At 63.9% G+C, this 19201-nt stretch carries 15 protein-coding genes; 12 read left to right on the plus strand and 3 right to left on the minus strand.

The genetic code is table 11. The annotated features are described in order from the left end of the window. From VEC01_RS07500 to VEC01_RS07510, 3 genes are all read left to right on the plus strand, one after another. Positions 1-1302: peptide chain release factor 3 (locus VEC01_RS07500; RefSeq protein ID WP_324900184.1), on the plus strand; the 1302-nt coding region annotated here is incomplete at its 5' end. Between the two features lie 312 nt (positions 1303-1614). After that, the gene (locus VEC01_RS07505; RefSeq protein WP_324900185.1) at positions 1615-2184 is read left to right on the plus strand and encodes a hypothetical protein; all 570 of its coding nucleotides are present in this window, start codon (positions 1615-1617) and stop codon (positions 2182-2184) included. 103 nt (positions 2185-2287) lie between these two features. Next, a complete protein-coding gene (locus tag VEC01_RS07510; protein WP_324900186.1) occupies positions 2288-3613 on the plus strand; it encodes a TAXI family TRAP transporter solute-binding subunit in 1326 nt (441 codons plus the stop codon). A gap of 280 nt (positions 3614-3893) precedes the next feature. Here the strand turns inward: VEC01_RS07510 and VEC01_RS07515 are convergent, their stop codons facing one another. Next, entirely contained in the window at positions 3894-4346 is a 453-nt protein-coding gene (locus VEC01_RS07515) for a rhodanese-like domain-containing protein (RefSeq protein ID WP_324900187.1), read from the minus strand. A gap of 386 nt (positions 4347-4732) precedes the next feature. Here VEC01_RS07515 and glnA point away from each other — a divergent pair, with 386 nt between their 5' ends. The 5 genes from glnA (at position 4733) to cls (ending at position 11018) form a co-directional block, all read left to right on the plus strand. Then, complete coding sequence (glnA, locus tag VEC01_RS07520) at positions 4733-6148, plus strand: type I glutamate--ammonia ligase (protein WP_324900188.1); 1416 nt, start codon at positions 4733-4735, stop codon at positions 6146-6148. A 177-nt stretch (positions 6149-6325) separates the two neighbouring features. Continuing rightward, positions 6326-6829 carry a DUF4124 domain-containing protein gene (locus VEC01_RS07525; RefSeq protein ID WP_324900229.1) on the plus strand — a complete coding sequence of 168 codons (504 nt, stop codon included), beginning with the start codon at positions 6326-6328 and terminating at the stop codon, positions 6827-6829. 69 nt (positions 6830-6898) lie between these two features. Further along, positions 6899-7972 (plus strand): nitrogen regulation protein NR(II), encoded by a 1074-nt coding sequence (gene glnL, locus VEC01_RS07530; protein ID WP_324900189.1) that lies wholly within the window; start codon positions 6899-6901, stop codon positions 7970-7972. 52 nt (positions 7973-8024) lie between these two features. Next, on the plus strand, positions 8025-9572 hold the full coding sequence (gene ntrC / locus VEC01_RS07535; protein ID WP_324900190.1) for a nitrogen regulation protein NR(I): 1548 nt from the start codon (positions 8025-8027) through the stop codon (positions 9570-9572). A gap of 186 nt (positions 9573-9758) precedes the next feature. Further along, positions 9759-11018 carry a cardiolipin synthase gene (cls, locus tag VEC01_RS07540; protein WP_324900230.1) on the plus strand — a complete coding sequence of 420 codons (1260 nt, stop codon included), beginning with the start codon at positions 9759-9761 and terminating at the stop codon, positions 11016-11018. Positions 11019-11050: 32 nt separating this feature from the next. Here the strand turns inward: cls and VEC01_RS07545 are convergent, their stop codons facing one another. Both VEC01_RS07545 and prpR read right to left on the minus strand, forming a co-directional pair. Next, positions 11051-11236 (minus strand): DUF1289 domain-containing protein, encoded by a 186-nt coding sequence (locus VEC01_RS07545; RefSeq protein WP_324900191.1) that lies wholly within the window; start codon positions 11234-11236, stop codon positions 11051-11053. A gap of 50 nt (positions 11237-11286) precedes the next feature. Further along, positions 11287-12891 carry a propionate catabolism operon regulatory protein PrpR gene (gene prpR, locus VEC01_RS07550; RefSeq protein WP_324900192.1) on the minus strand — a complete coding sequence of 535 codons (1605 nt, stop codon included), beginning with the start codon at positions 12889-12891 and terminating at the stop codon, positions 11287-11289. A gap of 210 nt (positions 12892-13101) precedes the next feature. On the opposite strand from prpR, the gene prpB reads away from it, so the two are divergent. The 4 genes from prpB (at position 13102) to prpF (ending at position 19182) form a co-directional block, all read left to right on the plus strand. Continuing rightward, positions 13102-13992, plus strand: a complete 891-nt coding sequence (prpB, locus tag VEC01_RS07555; RefSeq protein ID WP_324900193.1) for a methylisocitrate lyase — start codon at positions 13102-13104, stop codon at positions 13990-13992. A gap of 32 nt (positions 13993-14024) precedes the next feature. Next, positions 14025-15179 carry a bifunctional 2-methylcitrate synthase/citrate synthase gene (gene prpC / locus VEC01_RS07560; protein WP_324900194.1) on the plus strand — a complete coding sequence of 385 codons (1155 nt, stop codon included), beginning with the start codon at positions 14025-14027 and terminating at the stop codon, positions 15177-15179. Positions 15180-15243: 64 nt separating this feature from the next. Continuing rightward, positions 15244-17862, plus strand: coding sequence for a Fe/S-dependent 2-methylisocitrate dehydratase AcnD (acnD, locus tag VEC01_RS07565; RefSeq protein WP_324900195.1), 2619 nt, complete (start codon positions 15244-15246; stop codon positions 17860-17862). A gap of 129 nt (positions 17863-17991) precedes the next feature. Further along, positions 17992-19182 carry a 2-methylaconitate cis-trans isomerase PrpF gene (gene prpF / locus VEC01_RS07570; RefSeq protein WP_324900196.1) on the plus strand — a complete coding sequence of 397 codons (1191 nt, stop codon included), beginning with the start codon at positions 17992-17994 and terminating at the stop codon, positions 19180-19182. Positions 19183-19201 lie beyond the last annotated feature (19 nt).

Genomic DNA, 19201 nt, shown 5'->3' on the forward strand with positions numbered 1-19201 from the left:
GTGCTGACCGCGGTGGACTCGGCGCTGATGGTGATCGACGCCGCCAAGGGCGTGGAAGAGCAGACCATCAAGCTGCTCAATGTCTGCCGCATGCGCGCCACGCCCATCCTGACCTTCATGAACAAGATGGATCGCGAAACCCGCGATCCGCTGGAGCTGCTGGACGAGGTGGAATCGGTCCTCAAGATCCAGTGCGCACCGGTGACCTGGCCGATCGGCATGGGCAAGAGTTTCCGCGGCGTCTACCACCTGCTGCGCGACGAGATCCTCCTGTTCAAGGCGGGCGAGGAGCGCGCGGACCAGGAGTTCGAGGTGGTCAAGGGCATCGACAACCCGCGCCTGGCGGAAATGTTCCCGCTGGAAATCGAACAGCTCAAGATGGAAGTGGAGCTGGTGCACGGCGCGTCCCATCCCTTCGACCTGGAAGAGTTCCTGGCGGGCAGGCAGACACCGGTGTTCTTCGGTTCCGCGATCAACAACTTCGGCGTGCGCGAAATCCTCAATGCGCTGCTCGACTGGGCGCCGGCGCCTCGCCACCGCGATGCGACGGTGCGCGCGGTGGAGCCGACCGAGGCGCCGTTCTCCGGCTTCGTGTTCAAGATCCAGGCCAACATGGACCCGGCGCACCGCGACCGTATCGCTTTCCTGCGCGTCTGCTCCGGCCGCTTCGAGCGTGGCATGAAGATCAAGCACCTGCGCCTGAATCGCGAGATCAAGGTCTCCAGCGTGGTGACCTTCATGGCTTCCAGCCGCGAGCAGGTGGAAGAGGCGTATGCGGGCGACATCATCGGCCTGCCGAATCACGGCAACATGCAGATCGGTGACAGCTTCTCGGAAGGCGAACTGTTGCAGTTCACCGGGATTCCGTACTTCGCGCCGGACTTCTTCCGCTCGGTGCGCATCCGCAATCCGCTCAAGATCAAGCAGCTGCACAAGGGTTTGCAGCAGCTCGGGGAAGAGGGCGCGGTGCAGGTGTTCAAGCCGGTGCACGGCGGCGACCTGATCCTCGGCGCGGTCGGCGTGCTGCAGTTCGAGGTGGTGGCCAGCCGGCTCCTGAACGAGTACGGCGTGGACGCGGTATTTGAAGGGACCAGCATCAGCAGCGCGCGCTGGATCTCGTCGGACGACAAGAAGGCGCTGGCGGATTTCGAGAAGTCTTCCGCCGGCAGCAACATCGCCTTTGATGCCTCCGGCAACATGGCCTACCTCGCCACTTCCGGCGTGAACCTGAAGCTGACCCAGGAACGCTGGCCCCAGCTCACTTTCCATGCAACAAGAGAGCACGCGGCGAAGCTGAACTAAGTAACGGAAAGTCGTTGTGCCGTGGGGCAAGTGCCGGGTGGGCCTTGCCCCGTTTCTTTTTTCTCGGGGCGCTCTGCCGGTTATCTTCCGCTGTTCCTCTTCCCGGAAGAAGAGTGCAATTTGGGTACACAATCCGGGTGAATTGACCGAATTTCAAGTGGCATTTGAGAAATCTCAAAAGCGCCGGGAAGGGCGCGCCTATACTCTCCCAACGCGTTTTTTTCCAGCTTTCTCTCCCCTGTTTTTGTAGTGCAACGCCCGGATTTCTCCGATCCCGGTTGTGTCACGCAGTTACAGAATCATGGAGTAACAATGTTAACTGCCACGTATTCACTCGTCGCCATGTCGGCGGAACAAGACAAGACCCGTTCCAGGCTTTCCCGGCTGCAGCAATACCTCCAGTCCTCCTGGAAGGGACTGCAAGCCATCGATTTTTCCTTTCTCGAAACGGCGTTCAGCAAGCTGTTGCAGTGCGAGAAGTACTTCCGCACGCGCAAGCTCGAGCGTTACCTGATCCCCGCGCTGCGCGGTGCCGGCAGGGAAGCCGAGATGCTGGTTGCCGAACTGGATGCGCTGAGCGCCAAGGGCATGAGCTACCTGCGTGCGGTCGGCGACCAGCTTTCGGGCGCGGCCGGCTCCGGCACGCTCAAGGTGGGCGAGCTATGTCATGCGATGCAGCGCTACTGCGACTGCCTGGCGGTGCGCATCGAGAGGGAAGAGCGCGAGCTGATTCCGCTCGCACGGCGGGTGCTGTCGGTCGAGGAGTGGTTTGCCGTCGCCGCACAGTTTCTCGCGGATGACGGCGCCAGCGACGGCCGGCATGCCGCACGCGCGCGCGCCGCCGGCTTCGGCGCCCGGCACCCCACCATCATTAACCGCTGAGGCCAGTGCGCCGCGCTGCATAAGCGCCGTCCGCCTCCGCCGCCACTTGCACGGCAGGAGCTTTCTTGGCATGGTGTGACCGATGCATTTCTTTGGGTCGCGCATGCCATCCATCCTCAAGTTCACCCGCTTTTCAGTGCGCGATTTCCTGGTCGCGTCCGGGCCGGCGCTTGTCGCCGTCGCGCTCACCTGCCTGCTTGCCTACTGGCTGGTCGATCCGTCGCCGCCGCAACGGGTGACGCTGTCGACCGGGCAGGAAAACAGCGCATACGAAGCGTTCGGAAAGAAGTATGCCGCGGCCCTGCGGCGAAACGGCATCGAGGTCGTGCTCACGCCATCCCTGGGGTCGCAGGAAAACCTGCAGCGCCTGAAGGAGAGCGGCTCCGGCGTCGACATCGCATTCGTCCAGAGCGGATCGACGCGGGTGGAAGAGGTGCAGGAAGAGGGTCTGGTGTCGCTCGGCAGCCTGTTCACGGAACCGGTCTGGCTGTTCCTGCGCGAAGGCCGGAACGTGAGCCGGCTTGCGCAGCTGAAGGGGCTGAAAGTCAACGCGGGTCCGGAAGGCACCGGCGTGCCGGAACTGTTCCGCAAGATCCTGGCGGTCAACGGTGTCGACGCCGCCGGCGTAAAGCTCGGCACGCTGGAGAACACCCCCGCCACCGTCGAACTGCTCGCCGGCCGCATCGACGGCCTCGTGTTCAGCTCCGCGCCGGAGGCCCCCTTGATCCAGATGCTGCTGCAGACGCCGGGCGTGCGGCTCTTCGATTTCGTGCAGGCCGAAGCCTACACGCGCCGCTTTCCCTTCCTGTCCCATGTGGTGCTGCCGCGCGGTATCGTCGACTTCGGGCGTGACCTGCCGCCCAGGGATGTGCACCTGATCGCGCCGACCGCCACGCTCGTCGCGCGCGAAGACCTGCATCCGGCGCTGGTCAACCTGTTCGTGCAGGCGGCCGCCGGCATTCACGGCGGCGCCGGCTGGTTCAGCAAGAAGGACGAATTCCCGACCGCGCGCTACACGGAAATCCGGGTGGCGCCGGCCGCGGAGAGATTCTACAAGAACGGCCCGCCGCTGCTGCAGCGCTACCTGCCGTTCTGGCTCGCGAATTTCTTCGAGCGCATGTGGGTGGTGGTGGTGGCGCTGGGTGCGCTGATCCTGCCGCTGTCGCGCATCATCCCGCCCTTGTACGTGTGGAAGGTGCGCTCAAGGGTGTTCCGCTGGTATGGCCAGTTGCGTGCCGTCGAGCAGGCGATCGAGGATGTGCCGCCGGAGCGCAAGCGAGACGTATATCCGGCGCAGCTGGCGCGCCTGAACGATATCGAGGAAAGGGTGAACCGCATTTCCATCCCGCTGTCGTTCGCCGACGAGCTGTATGGCTTGCGCAGCCACATCAATTTCGTGCGGCGGCGGGTGCAGGGATTGATGGAGTAGCCTAGTGGCCTGAGTCACTGATTCATTGACAAAAAGCGATGAAACGGACGCCATGCGCCGCCGTCAGTCCTCGCGAAAGTCCGCACTGTCACCGCGGCTGCCGAAAGCACCTGACGCCCGTTGCATCACTTTTTCCTGTCACCGAATTAGCAGGCCACCAGGCTGTGTTGACAAGCTACTGCGCGAACCGGATTGATGGCTGTGTTGCTCTGCGGACCTCGCGTACGCATGCGCTACCCGACGCCAACCCGGGCCGCTCGCTACGCTTGTCAAACACAGCCTACGCGCCGATCCAGGGCAGCCCGGCCTTGCACCAGCCGCCTACCGTCTTGCGATGGCCTTGCGCGTCCTTGTCGCCTTCGAAGCCTTCGAGGATGTCGAAGCAGTGGACATAACCGTTCTCGGTGGCCAGCTTCGCCGCGTGGCGCGAGCGCACGCCGGAGCGGCACAGGAAGAGCAGCACCTCATCCTTCGATGCAACGCGGGCAAGCTGGTCGAGGAACTCCGGATTAGGAGTGCCGCCCGGATAGAGGTTCCATTGCACCGCGCCATGCTGCTTTTCAGGAAGTGCAACCCGCCCGACCCAGTCGCGCTCGGCGTTGGTGCGGACGTCGACGAGCTTCACGGAAGGATGCTGCTGCAGAAGCGCATAGGCTTCGGCGGGTGTGACGGCGCCAGCATACGGAAGCTGCTGTTCCGATCCGCGCTCGCGGGCGGTTTCGAGGATATCCATGCTTGTTCCCGAGGCTTGTGTTTCTCGTATTTTATCCGCTCCGGCGGAAGGACAAAGGCTGCACCAAAAAAGGGCACAAACGCAAGCGCGCTCACCAAAGTTGTGCAAGATCCGAAAAATGCACTAGATTGGGGAGGTTCGTTATTTCCGGTTTTCGCACCAAAACCCTTTCATCTGCGCACTATTTCAGCTAAGTCGCATGCTTCATTGCGGTGCAGGCGATATTGTTTTTTCTCAAGGTGGTGGCATGGAATCTGCTATCATTGCCCGCTGTGTTCTGGTCGCACTTCGACGTGTATCGCGGTTTTCGCGCTAGTGAAGGCAAGTCGGCTCAAACCAATTTCTCAAGTACCGTACCACTCTGCTCATCATTTTAGGAGATTCGCATGGCAATGACGGCCGCTGACGTCTTGAAGATGGCGAAAGAAAACGAAGTGAAATTCGTTGACTTCCGCTTTGCTGACACCCGGGGCAAGGAACAGCACGTGACCGTTCCGGTTTCGCAGTTTGGCATGGACAAGTTCGAGTCCGGCCACGCATTCGACGGTTCCTCGATCGCCGGCTGGAAGGGTATCGAGGCGTCCGACATGCTGCTGATGCCGGATCCGAGCACCGCGAACATCGACCCGTTCATGGAAGAGACCACGATGTTCATGCAGTGCGACGTGATCGAGCCGTCCGACGGCAAGGGCTACGACCGTGATCCGCGCTCCATCGCCAAGCGCGCCGAAGCCTACCTGAAATCTTCCGGCCTGGGCGACACCGCCTACTTCGGCCCGGAACCCGAATTCTTCATCTTCGACAACGTGCGCTGGAAGGTCGACATGTCCGGCTGCTTCGTCAAGATCGGCTCCGAAGAAGCTTCCTGGTCCACCGGCAAGGAACTCGAAGGCGGCAACACCGGCCACCGTCCGACCGTCAAGGGCGGCTACTTCCCGGTTCCCCCGGTCGACAGCTTCCAGGACATGCGTTCCGAAATGTCCCTGATCCTCGAAGCGATGGGCATCCCGGTTGAAGTGCACCACCACGAAGTGGCAGGCGCCGGCCAGAACGAGCTCGGCACCAAGTTCTCCACCCTGGTGCAGCGCGCCGACTGGACCCAGAACATGAAGTACGTGATCTGGAACGTCGCCCACACCTACGGCAAGACCGCGACCTTCATGCCGAAACCGCTGGTCGGCGACAACGGCTCCGGCATGCACGTTCACCAGTCCGTCTGGAAGGACGGCCAGAACCTGTTCGCGGGCGACGGCTATGCCGGCCTGTCCGAGTTCGCGCTGTACTACATCGGCGGCATCATCAAGCACGCACGCGCGCTGAACGCGATCACCAACCCGGGCACCAACTCCTACAAGCGCCTGGTTCCGGGCTTCGAAGCACCGGTCAAGCTGGCTTACTCCGCCAAGAACCGTTCCGCATCGATCCGTATTCCGCACGTCGCCAGCCCGAAGGGCCGCCGCGTCGAGGCACGCTTCCCGGATCCGCTGTCCAATCCTTACCTCTGCTTCTCGGCCCTGCTGATGGCAGGCCTGGACGGCGTGCAGAACAAGATCCATCCGGGCGAGCCGGCATCGAAGGACCTGTACCACCTGCCGCCGGAAGAAGACGCGCTGATCCCGACCGTTTGCCATTCGCTGGAGCAGGCGCTCGAGTACCTGGACAAGGACCGCGAGTTCCTGACCCGCGGCGGCGTATTCAGCGACACCATGATCGACGCTTACATCGAGCTGAAGATGCAGGAAGTGCAGCGCTTCCGCATGACGACGCATCCGATCGAGTTCGACATGTACTACTCGCTGTAATCGGCATCGCGCCGTCAGGCGGCGCTGCTCATGAAACGGGGAAAACTTCGGTTTTCCCCGTTTTTTTTGCCTCGGGAAACTGTTGCAGCCGAAAGCGATCCAAGCGGGAGTGTTTGTAAAGCATTGATTCTTATCCTAAACTAATAAGCGCCCCTATAGTTTCCCTGAAGAAAGATGATGAAGCGACAATTGTTCGGCTTGCTGCTGCTGATTGCCGCGCACGGGTACGCCCAGGCGCAGAGCGACGTATACCTTTGCGTCGACGACACCGGCAAGAAGGAATACAAGAACACCGGCATCACCAAGGGCTGCAAGAAGGTTGACCTGCCGGGCATCACGATGATCCCGGCGCCGGCGCTGCCGAAGAAGGCGGCCGCGGCGACGCAGACGGCGGCGGCCAAGCCGGCATCCGGCGGTCCGGCGGATTTTCCCAGGGTTGACGGCGGCACGCAGAAGGCGCGCGACAACGACCGCAAGCAGATCCTGCTCGACGAGATGAAGAGCGAGGAGCAGAAGCTGGCCAACCTGAAGAAGGATTACAACAACGGCGAGCCGGAGCGGCGCGGCGACGAGCGCAATTATGCGAAGTACCAGGAACGCGTGGCGGCGATGAAGGAAGACATCGAGCGCACCGAAAAGAACATCGACGCGTTGAAACGCGAGATCGGTAACTTAAAATAGGGCAGGTATGACGCTTGCATGACAAGGGCCGCGTGATGCGGCCCTTTTTTATTGACTGGATCCAGCGACGTGAAAACATCCCCGATCTCATTGGACGGACTCGACCTGCTGTCGTCGGCGGTGGTCATCCTCGATGCCGGCAGCCGCATCACCTACGCCAATGCGGCGGCAGAGAATCTGCTGGAAAGCTCGTTCAAGGCGCTGTCGCAGCAGAAGCTCGATGACCTGTTCCTGAACGGCGAGCATCTGACCCAGGTCTTCCAGGAAGCGGTGCAGCGCCGTTTCGCCGACAAGCGGCTCGATCTCACGCTCGAACGCGTCGGCCGCGAGCCGCTGCAGGTGCACATGATCGTCACCGCGCTCGACAATGCGGACATGCCGGTGCTGATCGAGTTGCGCGAGAACGTACAGCAGCTCAAGCTCGACCGCGAGGAGCGCATGCTCGACCAGAGCCAGGCCAACAAGGAACTCATCCGCAACCTCGCGCATGAGATCAAGAACCCGCTCGGCGGCATCCGCGGCGCCGCGCAACTCCTCGAGCTGGAACTGCCCGAGCGCCACCTGAAGGAATTGCGCGAATACACCCAGGTCGTCATCAAGGAAGCCGACCGCCTGCAGACCCTGGTCGACCGCCTGCTCGCGCCGCACCGCCGGCCGCACATCGTCGGCGACGTCAACATCCACGAAGTGTGCGAGCGGGTGCGCAGCCTGATCATGGCGGAGTTCCCGAACGGCCTGGCGATCCGGCGCGACTACGACCTGTCGGTGCCGGAATTCCGCGGCGACAAGGAGCAGCTGATCCAGGCGGTGCTCAACATCGCGCACAATGCGGCGCAGGCGCTGTCGGCACGCATGAAGGCCGGCGACGCGGCGATCACCTTCCAGACCCGCGTCGCGCGCCAGGTCACGCTGGCGAAGGTGCGTTACAGGCTGGCACTGGACTTGCATATCATCGACAATGGTCCGGGCATCCCGCCCGATATCAGGGATCGCATCTTCTACCCGCTGGTATCCGGCAGGGATGGCGGAAGCGGACTCGGGCTGACGCTCGCGCAAACCTTCGTGCAGCAGCACATGGGCGTGATCGAATGCGAAAGCCGGCCGGGATGCACGGACTTCAGGATACTGATACCGCTGCCCTGACTTTGCCAGGGGGCGGCCTGCAATGCCACCAACGCGGGAAGCATAAGAAAACATGAAGCCAATCTGGATTGTTGACGACGACGAATCGATTCGCTGGGTGCTGGAAAAGGCGCTCGCCCGCGAAAACCTTGCGACCCGCAGCTTCGCCAATGCGCGCGACGCGCTGGACGCGCTGCAGAACAATGTGCCGCAAGTCCTGGTCTCCGACATCCGCATGCCGGGCGAATCCGGCCTCGAGCTGCTGCAGGCGGTCAAGGCAAGGCACCCGGGCCTGCCGGTGATCGTGATCACCGCCTTCTCCGATCTCGATTCCGCGGTCGCCGCCTTCCAGGGCGGCGCGTTCGAATACCTGGCCAAGCCGTTCGACGTGGACAAGGCGGTCGAGCTGATCCGGCGCGCGCTCGAAGAGAGCCTGCGCGAATCGAATGTCGAGCAGACGGCGGCCGACACGCCCGAGATCCTCGGGCAGGCGCCGGCGATGCAGGATGTGTTCCGCGCGATCGGGCGGCTGTCGCAGTCCAACGTCACGGTGCTGATCACCGGCGAGTCCGGCACCGGCAAGGAGCTCGTTGCACGCGCGCTGCACAAGCACAGTCCGCGCTCCGCGCAGCCGTACATCGCCCTCAACACCGCCGCGATCCCGAAGGACCTGCTGGAGTCGGAACTGTTCGGCCACGAGCGCGGCGCCTTCACCGGCGCGCAGGCAATGCGTCGCGGCCGCTTCGAGCAGGCCGAGAACGGCACGCTCTTCCTCGATGAAATCGGCGATATGCCGTTCGACCTGCAGACCCGCCTCTTGCGCGTACTGTCCGACGGCCACTTCTACCGTGTCGGCGGCCACCAGCCGCTGAAGGCGAACGTAAGGGTGATCGCGGCCACGCACCAGAACCTGGAGCAGCGGGTGAAGGAGGGGCTGTTCCGCGAAGACTTGTATCACCGGCTGAACGTGATCCGCCTGCGCCTGCCGAGCCTGCGCGAGCGGCGCGAGGACATTCCGCTGCTGACGCGCCACTTCCTTGCGCAGAGCGCCAGGCAGCTCGGCGTCGAAGCCAAGCGCATGTCCGACGGCGCGATGCAGTTCCTGGCCGGCCTCGACCTGCCCGGCAATGTGCGCCAGCTCGAGAACCTGTGCAACTGGATCACGGTGATGGCGCCGGGGCAGACGGTCGAGATCAAGGACTTGCCGCCGGAACTGACGCACGGCCAGGAATTCGTGCCGCCGCCGCCGCTTGGTCCGATCGTGCCCGCGGTAGCGCCCGGCGCGCCATCCGTGCCCATGCAGACCGAATCGTTTGCGCCGGACATGTCCGCCGCCTCTGTCTTCCCGACGGCGCAGTCAGCCGCTCCGGTGCCGAACGGGGCTGCGGAAAAGCCGGGCTGGATTGCGCTGCTCGAATCCGAAGCCGCCCAGATGCTTGCGGCGGGACAGCCGGAAGTGATGGATGCATTGGGGCGGCAGTTCGAATCGGCGCTGATCAAGACCGCGCTGAAGCATACGCACGGCCGCAAGAACGATGCCGCCGTGCGGCTGGGAATCGGGCGCAATACGATTACCCGCAAGATCCAGGAACTGGGAATCGACGGCGCGAAGGAAGAGTGACGCACGCGGGTGAAGCGAAAGCCGGCTGCACGCAGCCGGCTTTTTTCTTGCTGAAACAAATATCCGAGCATAAAGCTTCATCAAGCGCAATACGGGCATGCAAGGCTTGCCTATGCTGTGCTCATGATCAAGTTTTTAATGGGCAAGTCCAGCCCTTTCCCGACTGAGAAAAACCGGTTCAATCTCATGCACATCGCCGCGGCCATCCTGGCCACGCTCGTGCTGACCTTGCTGGTCGTCAATCTTGCCGAGGGCGAGAAGAGGATAGAAACCCGGATCGAGAATCTCTATGGCGTGCGCGACCAGCAGTACTTGCGCACCATGGGCGTGCTGCTCGGGCCGGCGGTGGTGGAAGGCAACAAGTTGCAATACCTGGAGAACGGCGACCGGATCTTCCCCGCGATGCTGGAGGCGATACGCGGCGCGCGCAGCACCATCACCTTTGAAACCTATATCTACTGGTCCGGCGAAGTCGGGCGCATGTTTGCGGAAGCCTTGCGCGAACGCGCGCAGGCCGGCGTCAAAGTGCATGTGCTGCTGGACTGGGTAGGCAGCGCAAGGATGGATGACGCGCTGCTGGAGCTGATGCGCGACGGCGGCGTCGAGGTGGAGCGCTACCACGCGCCGACATGGCGCAACTGGTCGCGGGTGAACAATCGCACGCACCGCAAGCTGCTCGTGGTGGACGGCAGGATCGGTTTCACCGGCGGCGTCGGCATCGCCGACAAATGGCGCGGCGACGCGCAGGATCCCGACCACTGGCGCGATTCGCACTTCCGCATCGAAGGTCCCACGGTCGCCGAGTTCCAGGCGGTGTTCATGGATAACTGGACGAAGGCGACCGGCCGCGTGCTGCATGGCGCCGAGTATTTTCCCCGGATAGAACGCAGCGGCGACACGGCGGCGCAGATGTTCAGCAGTTCCCCCACGGGCGGCAGCGAGAGCATGCACCTGATGTACCTGCTGACCATCGCGTCGGCGCAGCAGAGCATCCTGCTGTCGAGTTCCTATTTCGTGCCTGACAGCCTGACCATCGAGGCACTGGCGGCGGCGGCGCGCCGGGGCGTGCGCGTGCAAATCATCACGCCGGGCGAACACATCGATGCCGAGGTGGTGCGGCGCGCGTCGCGTGCGCGCTGGGGCAGCCTGCTGGAGGCGGGAATCGAGATCTACGAATACCAGCCGACCATGTTCCATTGCAAGGTGATGGTGGTCGACGATTACCTGGTGTCGACCGGATCGACGAACTTCGACAACCGCTCGTTCCGCCTGAACGATGAAGCCAACCTGAACGTGTACGACGAAGCGTTCGCAAGGGAGCAGGCAGCGGTGTTCGAGAAGGACCGGGCGCGCTCGCGCCGCATCACGCTGGAGGAATGGCGCAACCGGCCGTGGACGGAAAAGCTGGTGGAGCAGGCCTCGTCGCTGATCGGCCGACAGCTGTAGGGAAAGGCGCCGGGTGAGGGCGGCGGCGGGCGCTACGAATTCCTGCGCGGATAGCCCTGCTCGGTGATGCGGAGCCACACGCGCTCCTTCTCTTCCGGCGACATGAACACCCAGTTCGCGACTTCCTCGACGGTACGGCCGCAGCCGCGGCAGATGTCGTCGAAGGTGGTGGAGCAGACGGCAACACAGGGCGTGTCGGGACGGGAAGGGTTTTGCATGGTCAGGCCTCAAAACGCCAATGATAGGCCAATTCGGGGCGCGCCATGCGTCAAGCCTGCGCCTTGCTGAGTTTACGCCACAGGGTGGTGCGGCTGATGCCGAGATACTGCGCCGCCGCCTCGCGGTTGCCGTTGAAGCGGGCGAGCACTTCCCGCACCGGCTCGGAATGCGCTGCCGCCTTTCTTGCCGGCGTTGCAACCGGTGCGGACCCGGCCAGCTCGGGCGCGACCGCGAGCACGAAACTCGGCGTGAGCGCCTGCAATGGCTCGGCAGCGAGGAACAGCGCCAGCCGTTCCATCAGGTTGCGCAGCTCGCGCACGTTGCCGGGCCACGAATGGCCGGCGAGGAGCGGCGCGCAGGCGAGGATTTCCGCATACAGGTTCGCATGCGGCCGCGCGCCGAGCGACGCCAGCGCATTCTTCAATCCCCACTCCGCCAGCGCCACCAGGTCCTCGCTGCGCTCGCGCAGCGGCGGCAGCGACATGCGCAGCACGCCGAGCCGGTAGAACAGGTCGGCGCGGAAGCGGCCGTCCTTCACCCGCTGGTCCAGGTCGCAATGGGTCGCGGAGAGGATGCGCACGTTGACCGGCACCGGGCGGGTGCCGCCGACGCGCACCACTTCGCGCTCTTCCAGCACGCGCAACAGGCGCGTCTGCAGCGGCAGCGGCATTTCACCGATCTCGTCGAGGAACAGGGTGCCGCGGTTGGCCGCCTCGAACAATCCGGCGTGGCCGCCGCGCCGTGAACCGGTGAACGCGCCTTCCTCATAGCCGAACAGTTCCGATTCCAGCAGCGATTCCGCCACCGCGCCGCAATTGATCGCGACGAACGGATAGCGCGCGCGCTGGCTTTCGCGGTGGATCGCCTGCGCCGCCAGTTCCTTGCCGGTGCCGGTCTCGCCCTGGATCAGCACGGTGGCCGGCGACTTGGCGAACAGTTCGATCGAGTGGCGCACTGCCTGCATTGCCGGCGAGTCGCCGCGCAGGTCGTTCAGCCCGTGCTTGGCACGCAGGGTATCGGCCACCGGCTGCGCGCGGCCGCGTCCCGACTCGAGCTGGGTGAAGCGCGCGATTTCCAGCGCATCCTCGAACGCCTGGCGGATCGACGCGGCGGAATACACGAAGACGCCGGTCAGTCCCGCCTCTTCCGCAAGGTCGGTGATCAGGCCGGCGCCGACCACCGCCTTCACGCCGGCGGCCTTCAGCTCGTTGATCTGCGCGCGCGCATCCTCTTCCGTCGCATAGGTGCGCTGCGGGATCGGCAGGTCGAAGGTATCGAGAAACTCCGCCAGCTCGGGCATCGGCGCCTGGTAGGTCACCAGGCCGATGTGCGGCGTGATCTTGCGCGCGCGCGCCAGCGCCTGCATCACGTCGAAGCCGCTGGCCTTGGCGATCACCACCGGCAGCGACAGCCGGCTCTTCAGGTAGGCCGCATTCGAGCCGGCCGAGATGACGGCGTCGCAGCGCTCGGTGTCGAGGCGCTCGCGGATGTGGCGCACCGCATCCTCGAAACCGAGGTTGATCGGCTCGATGGTCGCGCGGTCATCGAATTCCAGCGTGATGTCGCGGAACAGGTCGGACAGGCGCGAGATCGAGACGGTCCAGATGACCGGCTTCTCGGGCGCGTCGGCGGCGGGGCGGGCAGGGAGTCGCATGTTTCAGTTTCGTTTCAGCGTTTCAATTGTAACGCGGTTTGAAACGCGATGGTGAAACCGATATGACTTCGGCTTTTCTCCAAGTCATTGAAATAAAAGGAAGATTTGCTGAAGTTGCGAAAAAAGTTGCACTTGGTCACGTCGTGGCATAGCGATTGCAATAACGGCTCCAGCATCTTTCGTTGAAACAGTTACCCACAAGGTGAAGACATGAGTCTCAATTCCGCAGGAGCCGCCTTCCGCAAGGCGGTACAAGAAGAATCCCCGTTGCAGGTGGTGGGCACGATCAACGCCAATCACGCCTTGCTGGCCAAGCGCGCCGGCTATCGCGCGATCTACCTGTCCGGCGGCGGCGTGGCAGCCGGTTCGCTCGGCTTGCCGGACCTCGGCATTTCCAACCTCGACGACGTGCTGACCGACGTGCGCCGCATCACCGACGTGTGCGACCTGCCGCTGCTGGTTGACGTCGACACCGGCTTCGGTTCCTCCGCCTTCAATGTCGCCCGCACCGTGAAGTCGATGATCAAGTTCGGCGCGGCCGCGATCCACATCGAGGACCAGGTCGGCGCCAAGCGCTGCGGTCACCGCCCGAACAAGGAAATCGTGAGCAAGCAGGAAATGGTCGACCGCATCAAGGCCGCCGTCGATGCGCGCACCGATGAAAACTTCGTGATCATGGCGCGCACCGACGCGCTCGCCGTCGAAGGCCTGGAAGCCGCGCTCGACCGCGCGCAGGCATGCGTGGAAGCGGGCGCCGACATGATCTTTCCGGAAGCGATCACCAAGCTCGAGATGTACAAGACCTTCGCCGATGCGGTGAAGGTGCCGGTGCTGGCCAACATCACCGAATTCGGCGCCACGCCGCTGTACAGCGTCGAGGAACTGAAGAGCGTCGACGTCGGCCTCGTGCTGTATCCGCTGTCGGCCTTCCGCGCGATGAACAAGGCGGCCGAGAACGTGTACGCCGCGATCCGCCGCGACGGCTCGCAAAAGAACGTGGTCGACACCATGCAGACGCGCATGGAGCTGTACGACCGCATCAATTACCACGATTTCGAACAAAAGCTGGATGCGCTGTTTGCGCAGCAGAAGGCCAAGTAAATAGAACGAGATTTTTCCCAGGAGAGATGTAAATGAGCGAACAACAAGCAGCAGGCTTCAAGCCCAAGAAATCCGTCGCCCTGTCCGGTGTCACCGCCGGCAATACCGCACTGTGCACCGTCGGCCGCACCGGCAACGACCTGCACTATCGCGGCTACGACATCCTTGACGTCGCCGACGCCTGCGAATTCGAAGAAATCGCCCACCTGCTGGTGCATGGCAAGCTGCCCAACGTCGCCGAACTGACCGCCTACAAGACCAAGCTGAAGTCGCTGCGCGGCCTGCCGGCGCAGGTGAAGGCGGTGCTGGAAGCGCTGCCGGCCGCCTCCCATCCGATGGACGTGATGCGCAGCGGCGTGTCTGCCCTCGGCTGCGTGCTGCCGGAGAAGGACGACCACAACACGCCGGGCGCGCGCGACATCGCCGACAAGCTGATGGCCTCGCTCGGCTCGATGCTGCTGTACTGGTACCACTACAGCCACAACGGCAAGCGTATCGAGGTGGAAACCGACGACGATTCGATCGGCGGCCACTTCCTGCACCTGCTGCACGGCCAGAAACCGTCCGAGCTGTGGGTCAAGGCGATGCACACCTCGCTGATCCTGTATGCGGAGCATGAGTTCAACGCTTCCACCTTCACCGGCCGCGTGATCGCCGGCACCGGTTCCGACATGTACTCCGCCATCACCGGCGCGATTGGCGCGCTGCGCGGCCCGAAGCACGGCGGCGCGAATGAAGTTGCGTTCGAGATCCAGAAGCGCTACGACAACCCGGACGAAGCGGAAGCGGACATCCGCCGCCGCGTCGAGAACAAGGAAGTGGTGATCGGCTTCGGCCACCCGGTCTACACCGTGTCCGACCCGCGCAACAAGGTGATCAAGGAAGTCGCGCGCACGCTGTCGCGGGATGCCGGCTCGATGAAGATGTTCGACATCGCCGAGCGCCTGGAAACGGTGATGTGGGAAATCAAGAAGATTTTCCCGAACCTCGACTGGTTCTCCGCCGTCTCCTACCACATGATGGGCGTGCCGACCGCGATGTTCACCCCGCTGTTCGTGATTTCGCGCACCTCCGGCTGGTCGGCGCACATCATCGAGCAGCGCATCGACAACAAGATCATCCGCCCGAGCGCGAACTACGTCGGCCCGGAAGACCTCAAATTCGTGCCGATCAAAGAGCGCAAGTAAACGCGTCCGAGCCCGCCCGCATCGCGCGGCGGGCTCGCCTCTCGAAACTCATCTATCACGAGCCATGAACACCGCCTACCGCAAACCCTTGCCGGGCACCAACCTGGATTATTTCGACACGCGCGCCGCGGTCGAGGCGATCCAGCCGGGCGCCTGGGACAAGCTGCCCTATACCTCCCGCGTGCATGCCGAGAACCTGGTGCGCCGCTGCGATCCCGCCATCCTCACCGAATGCCTGAAGCAGATCATCGAGGTCAAGCGCGAGCGCGACTTCCCGTGGTTCCCCGCGCGCGTGGTGTGCCACGACATCCTCGGCCAGACCGCGCTGGTCGACCTCGCCGGCCTGCGCGACGCGATCGCGGATGCCGGCGGCGACCCGGCCAAGGTCAATCCGGTGGTGCCGGTGCAGCTGATCGTCGACCATTCGCTCTCCGTCGAGTGCGGCGGCTACGATCCGCAAGCCTTCGAAAAGAACCGCGCGATCGAGGATCGCCGCAATGAGGACCGTTTCCACTTCATCGAGTGGACCAAGCTGGCATTCAAGAATGTCGACGTGATCCCGGCTGGCAACGGCATCATGCACCAGATCAACCTGGAAAAGATGTCGCCGGTCATCCACGCGACCGATGGCGTCGCCTTCCCCGACACGCTGGTCGGCACCGACAGCCACACGCCGCACGTCGATGCGCTGGGCGTGATCGCGATCGGCGTCGGCGGCCTCGAGGCCGAGAACGTGATGCTGGGCCGCGCATCCTGGATGCGCCTGCCGGAAATCGTCGGCGTGGAACTCACCGGCAAGCGCCAGCCGGGGATTACCGCCACCGACATCGTGCTGGCGCTTACCGAGTTCCTGCGCAAGTCGAAGGTGGTCGGCGCCTATCTCGAGTTCTACGGCGAGGGCGCGTCGTCGCTGACGCTGGGCGACCGCGCGACCATCTCCAACATGGCGCCGGAATACGGCGCGACCGCGGCGATGTTCTCGATTGACCAGCAGACCATCGACTACCTGAAGCTGACCGGCCGTCCCGACGAGAACGTGAAGCTGGTCGAGATTTACGCGAAGGAAGCCGGCCTCTGGTCCGACACGCTGAAGAATGCGCAGTATGAGCGCGTGCTCAGGTTCGACCTGTCTTCCGTGGTGCGCAACATGGCCGGCCCGTCCAACCCGCATGCGCGGGTGGCGACCACCGACCTCGCCAACAAGGGCATCGCCGGCCAATGGGAAGAAGTGCCCGGCCAGATGCCGGACGGCGCGGTGATCATCGCCGCCATCACCAGCTGCACCAATACCAGCAACCCGCGCAACGTGATCGCCGCCGGCCTGCTCGCGCGCAATGCCAACAAGCTGGGCCTGACCCGCAAGCCGTGGGTGAAGACCTCGCTTGCGCCGGGCTCGAAGGCGGTCGCGCTGTACCTGGAAGAAGCCGGCCTGAAGCAGGACCTGGAAAAGCTCGGTTTCGGCATCGTCGCCTTCGCCTGCACCACCTGCAACGGCATGTCCGGCGCGCTCGACCCGAAGATCCAGCAGGAAATCATCGACCGCGACCTGTATGCGACCGCGGTGCTCTCCGGCAACCGCAACTTCGACGGCCGCATCCACCCGTATGCGAAGCAGGCCTTCCTCGCTTCGCCGCCGCTGGTGGTCGCCTATGCGCTCGCCGGCACGGTGCGCTTCGACATCGAACGCGATGCGTTCGGCACCGATGCCGACGGCAAGCCGATCACGCTGAAGGACCTGTGGCCGTCGGATGACGAGATCGACGCCATCGTCAGGTCGAGCGTGAAGCCGGAGCAGTTCCGCAACGTCTACATTCCGATGTTCGAGAAGAAGGGCGGGGCCGCCGAAGTGGTCAAGCCGCTGTACGACTGGCGTCCGATGAGCACCTACATCCGCCGTCCGCCGTACTGGGACAAGGAAGGCCAGGGCGCGCTCGCGGCCAATCCGCGCACGCTGTCGGGCATGCGGCCGCTGGCGGTTCTCGGCGACAACATCACCACCGACCACCTGTCGCCGTCGAATGCGATCCTGCTCAACAGCGCCGCCGGCGAGTATCTCGCCAAGATGGGCCTGCCGGAGGAAGACTTCAACTCCTACGCGACGCACCGCGGCGATCACCTGACCGCGCAGCGCGCCACCTTCGCCAATCCGACCCTGAAGAACGAGATGGTGCGCAACCCGGACGGCACGGTGAAGCCGGGTTCGCTGGCGCGCATCGAGCCGGAAGGCAAGGTCACGCGCATGTGGGAAGCGATCGAGACTTACATGGAACGCAAGCAGCCGCTGATCATCATCGCCGGTGCCGATTACGGCCAGGGTTCGTCGCGCGACTGGGCGGCCAAGGGCGTGCGTCTTGCCGGCGTGGAAGCGATCGTCGCCGAAGGCTTCGAGCGCATCCACCGCACCAACCTGATCGGCATGGGCGTGCTGCCGCTGGAGTTCAAGCCGGGCGAAAACCGCCTGACGCTGGGCATCGACGGCACCGAAACCTATGACGTGATCGGCGAGCGCAAACCGCGCGCCGACCTCACGCTGGTGATCAACCGCAAGAACGGCGAGCGGGTTGAAGTGGCGGTGACCTGCCGCCTCGATACCGCGGAAGAAGTGTCGATCTACGAGGCGGGCGGCGTGCTGCAGCGTTTTGCGCAGGACTTCCTGGCGGAGTCGAACGCGAAGGCGGCGTAGGTATAAAGGACCGCAGGGTGGGTAGAGCGGCGAAACCCACCCTGCGCTCGAGTTGCGTCAAACGGTGGGTTTCGCTGCGCTCTGCCTCGGCGGCCCCGCCCACCCAACATCCTTCCATGGAAACCAGACATGTCCCACGTACCCCAAATCAAAATCCCCGCCACCTACATGCGCGGCGGCACCAGCAAAGGCGTGTTCTTCCGCCTGCAGGACCTGCCGCAGGCGGCGCAGGTGCCGGGCCCGGTGCGCGACGCGCTGCTGCTGCGCGTGATCGGCAGCCCCGACCCGTACGGCAAGCAGATCGACGGCATGGGCGGCGCCACCTCCAGCACCAGCAAGACCGTCATCCTGTCGGCCAGCAGCAAGCCCGACCATGACGTCGACTACCTGTTCGGCCAGGTGTCGATCGACAAGCCTTTCGTCGACTGGAGCGGCAACTGCGGCAACCTGTCGGCGGCGGTCGGTTCCTTCGCCATCAGCAGCGGACTGGTCGATCCAAAGCGGATCCCGCAGAACGGCACCGCGACGGTGCGCATCTGGCAGGCCAATATCGGCAAGACCATCATCGCGCATGTGCCGGTCACCAACGGACAGGTACAGGAAACCGGCGACTTCGAGCTCGACGGCGTGACCTTCCCGGCAGCAGAAGTGCAGCTTGAATTCATGGATCCGGCGGCCGAGGAAGAGGGCGCGGGCGGTTCCATGTTCCCCACTAGTAACCTGGTCGACGACCTCGAGGTGCCCGGTGTCGGCACGCTGAAGGCAACCATGATCAATGCCGGCATCCCGACCATCTTCGTGAATGCGGAAGACATCGGCTACACCGGCACCGAACTGCAGGACGCGATCAACGGCGATGCGAACGCACTGTCGAAGTTCGAAACGATCCGCGCGTACGGTGCGGTGCGCATGGGCCTGATCAAGGATATCGGCGAAGCCGCGAAGCGCCAGCACACGCCGAAGGTGGCCTTCGTCGCCAGGCCCAGGGACTACATCGCCTCCAGCGGCAAGAAGGTTGCCGCCGGCGATGTCGACCTGCTGGTGCGCGCGCTGTCGATGGGCAAGCTGCACCACGCAATGATGGGCACTGCCGCGGTCGCGATCGGCACCGCCGCGGCCATTCCCGGCACGCTGGTGAATCTTGCCGCCGGCGGCGGAGAGCGCAAAGCCGTGCGTTTCGGCCATCCTTCCGGCACCCTGCGCGTGGGCGCGGAAGCGGCCAGGGTCAACGGCGAATGGAGCGTGACCAAGGCCATCATGAGCCGCAGCGCGCGGGTGCTGATGGAAGGCTGGGTGCGCGTTCCGGGCGACGCGTTCTGACGGCAGGAAACATCATCGC

Source organism: Noviherbaspirillum sp., assembly GCF_035627455.1.
In the GTDB taxonomy this organism is placed as follows: Bacteria; Pseudomonadota; Gammaproteobacteria; order Burkholderiales; family Burkholderiaceae_D; genus Noviherbaspirillum.